Source organism: Leptospira terpstrae serovar Hualin str. LT 11-33 = ATCC 700639 (assembly GCF_000332495.1).
Taxonomy (GTDB): Bacteria; Spirochaetota; Leptospiria; order Leptospirales; family Leptospiraceae; genus Leptospira_A; species Leptospira_A terpstrae.
Genome location: NZ_AOGW02000010.1, coordinates 95,324 through 107,886 on the forward strand (window position 1 = coordinate 95,324; position 12,563 = coordinate 107,886).

A 12,563-nucleotide genomic window follows, 5' to 3' on the forward strand; every position below is an offset into this window, starting at 1 on the left:
TACGCATATCCATACCCTAGGGATACAGATCGTCTAAGAATTGTAAACGTAAAATTCCCATAAGAATCCGTAATGAAAGACTCACTAGTTCTAAAAACCATCCAAGAGAAGATTAAAAATTTAGGAAGCCTTCCTGGATGTTATCTATGGAAAAATGAGGAAGGGCATGTCATCTATGTAGGCAAGGCACTCAAATTACAGTCAAGAGTCAGGTCCTATTTAAATCCTAACCAAAAAGACAGGAAAACAAGGGCTCTTTATGTGGAATTATTCGATTTAGATTGGATCGCCACGACAACAGAAAAGGAAGCCTTACTCCTCGAAGCCACACTCATCAAAAAATACAATCCTAAGTTTAATGTTAGGCTTAAAGATGACAAAAAATATCCCTTTCTTTGTGTCTCCACTAGTGAAGACTATCCTATGGTTTTTCTGACAAGAAAGATCAAAGACAATGGAGATCGTTATTTTGGACCCTTTACCGATGTCAAAGCGGCCCGTGATACTTTGGAATTGATACATAGAATCTTTCCAATTCGTAAAACAAAACTAAAACTTCCCCTGGCAAAACCACAAAGGCCTTGTCTTAACTTTCATATGGGGCGTTGTCTTGGACCTTGCCAAGGAAATGTAACCAAAGAAACCTACTCCGAGTTAGTGGATGAAATTTTAAGTTTTCTCGAAGGCAAAAAAGAACGATTGGTATCTGGATTGAAATCTGCAATGATTCAAGCCTCGGAGAAAATGGAATATGAACGGGCTGGCTTTTTAAAAACTAGAATTGAAAAAATCATTCAAGTTCGTGAAAAACAAACTGTCGTTAGCATGGACGGAGGAGATGAAGACATCCTCGGAATTAGTAAAAGGGATGATGAAGGACAAATGATCATCCTAGAAGTACGCGGTGGGAGGTTGGAAGGAAAAAAATCTTTTCCACTCACTGGCCTTTCCTTTTCAGATGATGAAGAAGTTTTCACTTCCTTTCTTCGAGATTATTATTTGAATGTCACACTTCTGCCGAGTATTGTTTTTTTACCTCCTTCCGCGAAAGGCAATTATGATGTTTTTCTGGAAGCCATCACAGAAAAATTTGGAACTTCGATTAAATTAAAATTTCCGGAAATGGGACCAAAGAAGTCACTCCTTCGTTTGGCAGAAAAAAATGCAGATTTAAGTTTAACAGAGAGAATTCTTGCGACCAAACTTAGGGACCAATCTGTGGCGATGAAAGAACTCCAAGACAAATTAAATTTGCCTGTGTTACCAAGGACCATTGAGTGTTATGATATTTCTCACTTTCAAGGTTCTTCTCCTGTAGCCAGTGGGGTGATGTTTGTGGATGGAAAACCGTATAAGGCGGGTTACCGGCATTATAAAATGCGTGGTTATGAGGGGATCAATGATCCAGGAATGATTCATGAAGTAATAGCAAGAAGGCTCAGTCATTTAGTGAATGAAGAAGAACCCCTTCCTGACCTTATTGTGATTGATGGTGGATTGACTCAACTTTCGCGAGCGGCTGAAGCTGCCAATGCATTAGAATTAGGCCACATTCCCATGGTGGGACTTGCCAAAAAAAGAGAGGAAATCTATTTCCCTGGAGAAAAACATCCTTATAGTTTTGATATCCATTCGCCTATGATGCGCCTCCTTCGGAATTTACGTGATGAGGCCCATAGATTTGGTGTTACCTTCCAACGAGTGCAGAGAAAGAAAAAAGCTCTAAAAACCATCTTAGATGGGATGGAAGACATTGGAGCCAGCAGACGTAAAAGTATATTATCCTATTTCCAGTCTAAAAAAAAGGTAACCGATGCTACAAAGGAAGAATTAATGGAAGTCCCAGGCATTGGGCCTGTGCTTGCAGAGAAAATCTACAATGGCATCCAATCACTTAAAAAAATAGAACCATAAATTCTACTCTCTCACCCCAAGTTTATGAGGTGGGAGATGCGTAAAGTTACCTTAGTCTTTCTATTGTTTCTCTTTGGTTCTTGCCAAAACAAAGAGAATCCCCCCTTTATCTTGTTTGGTGATTCTTACAGCGAAACTCCAAAACTGGAGTTTCAATATGGAATCAAGGAGGATGTCGGGGATTTACTTGAAAACACAAATTATACAAGTTATGATTCCGGTATTCTTTGTATCCATTCCCTACCAATTTCCTTATACAGGCAAGAGTTAGGTGGTAAGTTTCGCATTTGTTGGAAAACCGATGAAGCCGTCTTGGAAAAATGGAAAGAGGGGTTTTCTCTTTTGGGTATTGAAAAAACGGAATATCCTTCCTGGAATTTAAGAGGCAAAGATTGGACTGCTTTTTTTACAGAATATGGAAAGTGGAAAAAGGAATCAGACCAAGTGGGTTCCCTCTTGGAATGGGATTCTCAAATTTGGTCGACTGGACTTGTCACATATCAGACGTTTGCATTACCTCATCCGATATTTTTACAAAGAACAAAAGAAGTTTGTGAAGTTGTTTTTCCAAGTCAGATTCTGGATGGTTCGCCAAACAAACAATCTTTGTTATCTATGGAACTTCCTTGTCCTGATCTCGGGGAGGTGGCAGAAAAAATTGTTTCCCAAAATGAAGAATGGCTAAGGCAATGTGAACCGACAGGTCCTGCCGTTTCTGAGGTCTTTCGACATTCTGAATCCTCATACCAAAGATTTTTGGAATGGGAGAATCCAAAAGACTCTGTGATTTGCCCAAACACACAATCTTTGGATTGGGAGAAGGATGGAAAAACCTCCTCTTTTCACTCGGATCTTTTTTGGAAACGAACGCGGGTAATTCTTCCGGGAGCCACTCTCCTTTTTTCTGACAATGAAAAATTCAACGCCATTCCCATTCCTAAAGATTTCCTTTTCGATTTGGGAACACAAACGATAGTTCGGTGGGGAAATTCGGAATATCAAGATACTGAATTTGTTTTTCGTCAAGGAAATGAGTTTTTTTCTAATCAATCGAATCCGGTCTCTTGTCGGGACCAATTTCAATTTTGGAAAACCAAAGATTTGTTTTGTGGGAACCCGGGTCTTCCGAACCGGATGGAAAGAAAACTAAAAGAAGATAGTCTCCCTGGCTGCCAGTCCGAACAAATCCAAATCACTGAATTTTATCCAGGAAACCATTTTGATTCAGAGATGCCTCTACCCGCTTATTTTGAATTTCAAAATACAGGAAAACCATGTGATGGTTCTTCTCTCCATTGGATATATGAAAATACAGTCTATCCTCTATCAGCTACAGAATGGATTTTAGATTCTGGTTCTAGCTTTCTTATCACAAGAAAACTTTGGTCTGGTTGGGATTTATTAGAAAAGGAAAAACCCTTTTCCATTCCCAAGGTTGTATTTCAAATACCTTCGTTTGTATGGGAAGAGAGAAAGGGAAAAGGTAGAAACGAATACCAATCGAATCCATTGCTATATCATTTGCTTCGTTTGCAAAATCAAAATCGTTTCTCTGTAGTGGTTCATTCTGGAAACGAATATCCTCATGGAAGAACAGATGCTTCTACCGGTTTGTTGTCCTATGGATTTCAATTGAGTCCTGGATCAGTGAACAAGAGTTTTGTGGAGATTCTTCCCGCAGAAGTTTTGGAATACAATCCAAACCAATCTCCATTTTTAGACTTTGGATTCACAGAAGTTTTAGAAGGAATTGTTTCTTTTGAAAGGGAAAATGGAAACCGCTATCAGTTTTGGAAACCGAATGGGATTCGAATTCAAACTTTGGCAACATATCCCTCCCTTTGTAATGGAGAGAATTTTTACCAGTTACCAGATGAATTTTTTTCAGAAACATTTCGATCACTTCGTTACCTAGGTAGACAATCGGGAGAGCCTGTATCTCTATTTTTTGATCCGAAACTAGTCAAAGAACGAACCTTAGGGGGTACTAGGTCCCTACATCCAGAACCAAACCCGATTCTTTTTTCTCGTTCCCTTTTTTCGTCTCCACTTTGTTTTGGTGATTTTCGGAGTCCTGGTTCTACTAAAAATCGCAGTTTAGAAGTAGAGAAATTACCATCTGTATTTACTTATCTCACAAATCTTCCCTTCGGAAATCAAACCGAAGTTAGATTAGGAAATGGAAGCAGAACCATTGCCTTAAGTTTACAGACGCAGGAACCAAACATATATAAGGCGATTTATGAAAACTCATTGCCCTTTTTCCCGGGAGAACAACTGTATTCCTACTTTTCCGATCCCGCTCTCCTTGCGCCAAAAAGTTTTTTGGAGCAAAAGGGTCCTATCCAGATTGAAGCTGTATTTCCTAATCCACAACAATCGCAAAATGAATGGATTTATCTTTGTAACCGAACCAATAGTCCAGAGGATTTAAGTTCTTACTTAGTCGAAGACGAGGGAAATACTGATGAATTAGTCGCATTCCAAACCCGTTTTCCAAGTCTCACACCAAATGGGAGAGACGGTCAAAGATTCCAATACAACACAACTTTATTAAATCCAGGTGCTTGCGCTTGGATTGTGGATCCCGATGGAAAGGATTGGTTTTTCCCCATCTTCCAATCAGAGTCGGATTTACTTCTGACAGTAAGATCAACTCAAACCATCGGAAATGGAATCTCTTCTGGTGAGTCCATTCAACTTCGGAAAAAACAAGGGCTCGGTTCCATACTTATTTCTTCTATGGGCCACAAGGAAAGTCATTCTAGTTTTCGAATCCCTGTGGCGACAGGTGAGTTTCTTTGGCTGAAGTTAGGTACTTCAGGAATGTCGAGCCTTGACTATGAAATCTTTCGTGAGGAACTTTGAATTTTCATTCAAAACTACTTCTTAGCTTAGGATTTTTTTTCCTTAGTTCAGATCCTAAATACGCTGTGGGATTGGAAGTTGGGATTTTGGGTTATGAACTTTTTTTAAAAGAAACAAATACCAGAGATACTTTTCATCCACCTAGTTGGGATTTACAAATGAGTGGGAACGGTCAGGACTTTCAAAAAATAGCCTATTTGAACCGAGTATCCGGCGAATCTATGTTTGTAGGCCTAAGTGACAAAAATAAGAAAAATAATTTTGTTTGGGATTTGGACATCAAACTTACCACCGGAAAAGAAACGGGATTAAAACCATTTTACCTTGGAAAAAATAACTATATAGGTTTTGAGACCTCCAAGTTTCTTATCGGTGTTGGTCGTCGGGAGCATTTGTTTCGTCCAAAAAGTTTTCAAACAAGTTTTGATGGAGGAGAGGGGCTATTTATCGAGTTTTTACCCGAAAAAAATTTAACCTTACAATTTTTCCTTTGGGATCGTTACTCGGGTTCACTACTTTTTGAGAAAGACAAGTTCCGAAAGGTATTACAAAATCCAACGGAACCCAAAGTAGGTTTGTCCGAAGAATCACTAGTAAACGAAAGCAGTCGAAACCACCACCGGAGGCATGCCTTTGGTCTTCTCTATGGAGATTACTTCAAACTTCGTATGGGAATCCAGTATATAGAATTTGGAACTTGGGGTCGGTATGGAAAGGATAGTCCCAGGGAAACCAAAATCTCCGGTGCCGATGGTGATTCTCTACTGAATGGGAATTTTGGTCTTGGTTATGATGCAGATATTTTTGAAGTCCAAATGGATTTGTTATGGGACAAAGGAAATGACCGAACCAATTCTAAAATTGCAAGTAGACCTGGTTCTATTCCTATATCAGGAGAAGCAGTTCAACTAGGAGCTGAACTCCGATTAGGTGATTTTTTAGTTCGTAGTTCTCATTTTCTGTCTGACAGAGATGAGACAAATAATAAGAACCAAATCATTCGAGAAGGGTATGTATCTTTTGGTTCACATCCTGCACAAACTCCCTATATTTCCCAAATATTCGGCATTTTTCCTTCCGCCGCTGTGACTGAATCAGGGTTTGAAAGAAACTTTGCTTTGCAGGAAGGAAGGTGTTTTGGGTATTTGAATGAACTGGTCATAAAGTTCACCTACCATCAGTTTGTTGCAAAAGTAGTAGGTGCTTATTTTTTACCTTACAAAGTGGATCACCCATCTGATGGAAGGATCAGTTTTCAAAAAAGAGATTTCGAAAATTTTTTTATCGGAGAAGGAGTCATGGAACTTTCTTTAAACGAAGATTCCACTTTTGAAATTGGAATTGGAGTTTCGAAGCTTTTTCTTCCAGAATCGTTAGCAATCAAATCCAATTTTGGATATGTGTTTGGGAGAATACAAATATGATTGTTCATAAAATTCCAGTATTGTTCTTTCTTTTCCTTGTTAGTTTCTCCTGTCAAAAGCCAAAATCCAATTTAGACCTTTCTTCCCTTTTATTTTCCAACTCTCCTGCTTCTGAGATTTATTTTTCTTACCCTGGTCGAGACGTAGCGGAAGAGAAAAAAAGAATGGTAAAGGAGGCGTTATTAGCTGAGATCCGAAATGCAAAAATTTCCATTCGCGCCTATTTGTATTCAATCGATGATTATGAGATTTTGACTGAACTTTATTTAAAGAAAAGAATGGGTATTCCCATTCAATTGTTCGGTGATAAAGAGGAAGACTATTCCGAGCTTGAATCATTTGGTTTAGAAATCCAACGTTGGTCAGGTTCTGGTATCCATCACACAAAGATTTGGATCTTTGACGGGATTCGTTTTTTTACAGGAACCGGAAACTTTACCACACATGGACTCTCCACTGACAACAATGTCTTTTGGGCCCAAAACATAGCCCCGGAAGAGGTTTCGGGAATCATTTCTACTCTTGAGGGGAAAAATCCAAAGGGATCTTTCAGGATTGGATCCTTACAGTATTGGACTTCGCCAGAAGCAGGACTAGAAATCCAACAACAACTTCTGGATGCTGTGGACTCTGCGAAACATTCCATTAAATATTTAATCTATTCTCATTATGATCCCGTATTCAGTTTAAAACTTCTAGAGGCTAGTCAAAGAGGAGTTCGGGTGGAAGGAATTTACAATGCTCCAATGAGTTCCAATCCAGAAGGAATCTTTCTAAGTCAAAATTTAGAGTTCCCATCAAAGATTTGGGAAGATGGAAACGTTGATTTTGTGTTCAAGAATGATAGATACTTGGGTGGACTTTTACACCACAAGACTATGTTAGTGGATGATCAGATTGTTTATACGGGATCTTTTAATTATTCTGTATCGGCAAGGGATAAAAACAAAGAGGTTTTTGTAAGGTTTACCCATCCAATCATCACCAAGGAATTCCTCGGGGAATGGAAACGAATCTTATGGAATTCGCAACCAGTCTCGCCTTCATCACTCAGTCTTTCGGCAACAAATTCAAATGGGGAAACCCAATTGCGATTTTATTCCCTGGAACGTTTCCAAAACTCACTTTTCCAAACCAACATAATATTCAATAGCGAAGGTGGCTTCGATTCCAATTCCAATGCTCTTGCGAATGCCTACAAACAGACCTTGGGACTCACTGGTTACATCAGGCCCAAAGTGGGGGATAGGTTTGCATTAATTTCCCAAAGAACGGATCCGATTTGGGAAGAAAGCGAAGGATCGAATCTGACTTTACATTTGCAAAATTATTTTTTAGGAACAAAGCTGAGTCTTTCGAATGGAGAAAAAATTATATCACTCGCACTTTGGGATGGAGCTAAACCAAAAGAAAAATATGTCTTAGATTCCAATTCAACTATTGTGGGTCAGACAGATTTTTGGAGAGGAAAGAACTTATGGTTTTGGGTTCAAACAGAAACGAGGATTCTTTCTTTTTGTCATACGAAAGAAAGATTCAAAATACCGGAATGGATGATTTTTATAATGAATCGATTGGAAGTAATGGGGAAAAAACTTCCAATTTGTATTTATGATTAATCATTCCATTTTGTCTTCAATGATCGGAACTAAAATTTTTGCAATTTCATCTTGGAGTTTCATATAGTTATTGATTCCTAAATGAGTGATTTGTTTGTTCACATCGTTTAACATCGTTTGTATGAGAAGCACGAGTATGTGTTTTTTATCTGCAGGAAGTTTGGAATCATGGATCAAATCTGACATGGCTTGTCCAGTATTCCCTAGAAAAGAGATTTTCCAAGCACTTTTAAACCCAGTTTTTCAGTTCTAACTCTTTCAGTTTAGGAGATAACCGGAAAGTAAAGAATACGATGAGTATGGTCATGGTGGCACCAAAGACAACAGAGCCAACCGGTCCTAAAAATTTTGCGGAAACTCCTGACTCAAACGCTCCTATTTCATTCGAAGAACCTATAAACACTTTATTGATCGCACTGACCCGGCCTCTCATCTCTTCGGGAGTCATAGTTTGCATAATGGTCGAACGAACTACGACCGAAACACTGTCAAAAACTCCCGATAAAAATAAGGCAGCTAAAGACAAAAGAAAGGAATGGGAAAGTCCAAACACTAACATACAAACTCCAAATCCAAAAACGCAGAATAATAAAACGCGTCCTGATTTTTCAAGAGGTGGTTTGTAAGTTAAATAGTAGGCCATAAGTAGCGCACCCAAGGAGGGAGCCGCACGTAAATAACCTAGTCCTTCGGAACCAACAAAAAGTATGTCTTTGGCATAAACCGGAAGTAGTGCCACAGCTCCACCAAAAAGTACTGCAAACATGTCTAGTGCCATGGCACCTAACATGATCTCGTTTTTCAAAACAAACCGCAGTCCTTTGAGTAAACTTTCCTTTAATGCTTCTTTTTCTTTACGTTCGGGGAGGCTACGTTTGTTTATCCAAAAGAAAAGTAAAAAGGGAAGTCCAATACAAAGCGAGTCAAGACCATATGCCACTTGCATTCCAAAACTCCCGTAAACAATTCCACCAAGGGCAGGACCAATTACGGCACCGGCTTGAAAAGAAGTACCCATCCAAGCTGCAGAATGAGGGTAGTGTTCTCTCGGAACCAGTTGTGTCACAAAACTAAAGATAGCTGGTGAGATAAATCCTCTTGCGATCCCTGAAACCAAAATCACCAAAAATATTGGATAAGCTTTGTATGTTTCGAGTAAAAAAGATAGAGGGCCTGTAAATGCAAATAAGGTAAGAGAACAAAGTAGCAAAAAGAATAAACAAATCACAATGATATTGCGACGATCTCTAAGATCGGCTAAGTGGCCTGCATATAGGGAAACCACAATGGAAGGAACTGCTTCAAAAAGTCCAACAAGACCTAAGTCTAAAACACTACCTGTCAGTTCATATACTTGCCAACCGACAATGGTAGCTTGGATGTTGATGGCAAGGACCATGAAGAACCTTGCAAAGATAAAAAAGCGAAAATCGCGGTGTTTGAAAATGGCTAAAGAAAGGTTTTTCTTCATTTCTCCAACCAATTTTTATTATCGAATTATGGGAGCAATCGACAAACTAAATTTATCTTTCAATTCGATTCACTGCCCAATTGGAAATTTAAAGTTTTGACTGCTTCTTCATTTCCTACTTGGTCTTGAGCATAATAGAATAGTTGAAAGGATCCTTTACAAACTGATTTTAAATCATAAATAGAGATTTCAGCACTATAAGGTTTGAATTCAGTTTGAGTTCCTGATTGACAAGTGTATGCTACAAGAATCTCTTTTGGTCCACTCAATCGATCTTTTGCCGTTAGTTTGACCTTTGTTTCTGGCGATATAAACTTGGTTCTTCCTTTGCCAATGGAATTGGGTCCTACCCATTCCAATTTTGTTTCTGGAGCTGTTACATCTTTAATAAAATCCAAAACTTGCATTGGTTCTTTGTTCCCGGCCTGATCTAAAGAAAAGTATAAAAATTTATAATTTCCTTCTTCTTTGATGGGAACAGCAGTAAGTGATTTTGCAGAATTCCATTGCCCGCCATTGATCTTGTAACGGATTTCAGCAACACCAGAAGCGTCATCAGAAGGATTTAGAGTCAATTGGTCTTTTGTCAGATAACGAATGGATTCTTCCTTTTCTTTTACGATGACAAAACTTTCTGCCGAGATAACTGTAGAGATCTTTTTCGGCTCTGCTTGCGGTACAAAAGTTTTTTTGGCTACAAACTGTTTGGGAACAGAAAGTGGAGAACCGGGATCAACATTCGTCGAAAAAACTTGAGTCCAAAATCCTTTGGCTCCATATTCACCTAACCGGCGAACACGAAAGTATTCAAAATCATCTTTTGGTGTTACAGTGATTCGATTCCCTTTGAACTGAATGGATTCAGGAGGTTTGGGCGCGATGGTATCACCGTTTTCATTTGGTTTTTCTTGCCAAAGTTCTAATTCAAAATTTGCTTCTGGTTCTGCATCAATCAGAACCCGCAGTTCTCGTTTGGGTTTAGAAACTAAAGAACTAAAAACTAGAAAAAAGATTCCAATGCTCAGTAAAAATTTGCGATTCATAATCCTACTATTCTTCTCTAATGCGTGGAGCTTCTGGAATTTTATAAGGTTGAACGGGAGACTTTCCTTTTTCTACAAAAGTTGCCATACCTTGTTTCAACTCGACAGTTTTCCCTTGTGCGGCTACATCTACTACACCTTCAAAACAGGAAATTGTGGAACTGAGTTTTTCATCTAACTCCACACGGAATTCTGTTCCTCTTACTCCCGCAGTAGAAGAGGGGCTTACTATATTGAACTTATGTTCGGTGGTCGGTGGATTTGATTTTGTAACCTTGGCATCGAGACTTCCTCTGAAAAGAGCTACAGTCACTGGTCCCCCTTTTTTGTCTTCACCCTTCACTTCAAAATGACTATTGGTTAAGATACGAACCATTCCCACATTGTTGATGTGTACATCTGTTTTGCCTTTGCCGCTGGTTTTGATTTGGTCATTCGGATGGAGTTCTTGTCCTAACTTTAAAGGAACCCATGGTCCTTTACCACCTGTTCCATTCCATTCCACTTGTCCCATCACAAACTCGGTCACACCCACCACTGCCTTACGAAGGAAAACCGGAACTACAAGAGAAAGACCTGGTTTGATTAAATCCGGATTTGGGATTTTATTGTGTTTTAAAAGTTCCGGCCAGCGTTTCGGATCAGAGAGGTGCCTTTCTGAGATCAGAGAGAGAGTTTCACCCTTTTGGACTGTGATTGTAATGGGCTCTAACGCCTCACCACCTTCCGCATACAGCGAAAACTGGCAGAATATGATGATAAGTACTAGGATTGTTTGCAAAATGGACTTTCTCATAAATAGACAGTCTCAAACTTATGTTTAAATTTCCAGCGATTTCGAAAATCTTGGGGATTTTTCTAAAGAGAGACGCTATTGTCCCTTTAAAAGGCTGTCTGGAATTGACCTGTATTTATCCGATACTGCATTAGCAAAAAGTTCTACATCACTTGGATTTTGCTTCGGAGAGTAAAAAATAAATCCCAAGGGCAGCTACCATATGAGGATGGTGGATGGTTCCATCAAGTAACAACCGTTTCACTTCCTCTGGTTTCTTTAATACAATTTCTATATCTTCCCCTTCATCAAATTCGACTTCATACATTGGTTCCACGTCATAGGCAACATAGGAATAGGACCAATTAGTGAACATGGCTGGGTTACCGGAAAACTTAGAGAGAAGTTTGTATTGGGATTGATTTGTGGCATAACCTGTTTCTTCCCGGAGTTCTCGGATGGCAGATTCCAATTCGGATCCAGGACCTTCTTCGTCTACAATCCCACCAGGAATTTCCAAACTATCTTCGCCGATTCCATGTCGGTATTGTTTAATAAGTAAAATCTCTCCACTCTTTGTCACCGGCACTACATTGACCCAATTTTTAGATTTTAGAACGTAGTATGTTTTTTCTTTCAGAGAACGGGGGAGTTTGATATCAAAACTAGCGAGGGTATAAATGGGAGTGGGGTAGAGGTCTTTCCAGTTCTTTCGTTCTTTCACTTTGGTTTCCTGCATTCACAGGAATTTCCGAATCCAAGAATTGTATAGAGATTTTCCCTTTTTTTGGAATAAGCAAAAACTTACTCTTGAAGGATGAAAGCAAGATGAAACTATCTACATATGAAATTATATGGTAGTATCACTTCTCCGTTTGTAAGAAGAATCCGTTTTCTTTGTTTGGAATTGGGAATTCCCTTTACTATGGTAGATACAATGACAGAGGCGGGTCAAAAAGAACTTCGGGACAAAAACCCTCTTTGGAAAGTTCCTTATGCTGAGATTGACGATGTGAAAATTTGGGATAGCCATACCATCATCGATTATCTTTTTGAAACGAAAGGTCATGGAAATTTTAGACCGAAACCGGGCCCCTACCACTACCGCGAGGCCAATTTACAAACGGCCATTGACCAGGCTCTCGACAATGCCATTCTGATCTTTTACCTAAATAAAGAAGGGATCAAACCCGATGCTGCTCCTTATTTAACCAAAAACGCTTTAAGAATTAGTTCTATTTTGGATTATATCAAACGGGAGTTAAACGGTCATTTTTTCTTTACCGATGGAAAAGTTGGTCTTTCTGAAATTTCTTTATATACCACTCTCGATTGGATTCGCTTCCGCTCCGTTTTGCCAGTAGAAGAAGACCCCGTTTTTGCAGGGTTTTTAAACTTCCATGGGCAGAACAAATCTTGGAAGGAAACCGCTCCTAAGCAATAAAGAAC

The 12,563-nt window shown here is 39.2% G+C and carries 10 protein-coding genes; 5 read left to right on the forward strand and 5 right to left on the reverse strand.

All coding sequences use genetic code 11. The features are described 5' to 3' along the window. Window positions 1–72 precede the first annotated feature (72 nt). Genes uvrC through LEP1GSC203_RS08890 form a run of 4 tightly spaced genes read left to right on the forward strand, consistent with a single transcriptional unit; the run spans window position 73 to window position 7,825 of the window. Window positions 73–1,914, forward strand: a complete 1,842-nt coding sequence (uvrC, locus tag LEP1GSC203_RS08875) for an excinuclease ABC subunit UvrC (protein ID WP_002974376.1) — start codon at window positions 73–75, stop codon at window positions 1,912–1,914. A 36-nt stretch (window positions 1,915–1,950) separates the two neighbouring features. Beyond that, the gene (locus tag LEP1GSC203_RS08880; RefSeq protein WP_002973975.1) at window positions 1,951–4,782 is read left to right on the forward strand and encodes an LIC11755 family lipoprotein; all 2,832 of its coding nucleotides are present in this window, start codon (window positions 1,951–1,953) and stop codon (window positions 4,780–4,782) included. Beyond that, on the forward strand, window positions 4,779–6,206 hold the full coding sequence (locus tag LEP1GSC203_RS08885; protein WP_002973644.1) for an LA_2168 family protein: 1,428 nt from the start codon (window positions 4,779–4,781) through the stop codon (window positions 6,204–6,206). The genes LEP1GSC203_RS08880 and LEP1GSC203_RS08885 overlap by 4 nt, the downstream gene beginning before the upstream one ends. Further along, window positions 6,203–7,825, forward strand: coding sequence for a phospholipase D-like domain-containing protein (locus LEP1GSC203_RS08890; protein WP_002974194.1), 1,623 nt, complete (start codon window positions 6,203–6,205; stop codon window positions 7,823–7,825). The genes LEP1GSC203_RS08885 and LEP1GSC203_RS08890 overlap by 4 nt, the downstream gene beginning before the upstream one ends. On the opposite strand, the gene LEP1GSC203_RS08895 is transcribed toward LEP1GSC203_RS08890, so the two are convergent. The 5 genes from LEP1GSC203_RS08895 to LEP1GSC203_RS08915 all read right to left on the reverse strand — a co-directional run bounded on the left by LEP1GSC203_RS08895 (window position 7,826) and on the right by LEP1GSC203_RS08915 (window position 11,838). Continuing rightward, window positions 7,826–8,011 (reverse strand): hypothetical protein, encoded by a 186-nt coding sequence (locus LEP1GSC203_RS08895; protein WP_002973852.1) that lies wholly within the window; start codon window positions 8,009–8,011, stop codon window positions 7,826–7,828. Between the two features lie 43 nt (window positions 8,012–8,054). Then, entirely contained in the window at window positions 8,055–9,296 is a 1,242-nt protein-coding gene (locus LEP1GSC203_RS08900; protein ID WP_039937654.1) for an MFS transporter, read from the reverse strand. A 59-nt stretch (window positions 9,297–9,355) separates the two neighbouring features. Then, on the reverse strand, window positions 9,356–10,339 hold the full coding sequence (locus LEP1GSC203_RS08905; protein WP_002974495.1) for an LBF_2017 N-terminal domain-containing protein: 984 nt from the start codon (window positions 10,337–10,339) through the stop codon (window positions 9,356–9,358). A gap of 7 nt (window positions 10,340–10,346) precedes the next feature. After that, window positions 10,347–11,135 carry a FecR domain-containing protein gene (locus tag LEP1GSC203_RS08910; RefSeq protein ID WP_002974483.1) on the reverse strand — a complete coding sequence of 263 codons (789 nt, stop codon included), beginning with the start codon at window positions 11,133–11,135 and terminating at the stop codon, window positions 10,347–10,349. A gap of 148 nt (window positions 11,136–11,283) precedes the next feature. Then, window positions 11,284–11,838, reverse strand: a complete 555-nt coding sequence (locus tag LEP1GSC203_RS08915) for an NUDIX hydrolase (protein WP_039937859.1) — start codon at window positions 11,836–11,838, stop codon at window positions 11,284–11,286. A 120-nt stretch (window positions 11,839–11,958) separates the two neighbouring features. On the opposite strand from LEP1GSC203_RS08915, the gene LEP1GSC203_RS08920 reads away from it, so the two are divergent. Then, window positions 11,959–12,558 (forward strand): glutathione S-transferase family protein, encoded by a 600-nt coding sequence (locus LEP1GSC203_RS08920; RefSeq protein ID WP_002974060.1) that lies wholly within the window; start codon window positions 11,959–11,961, stop codon window positions 12,556–12,558. Window positions 12,559–12,563: the final 5 nt, after the last annotated feature.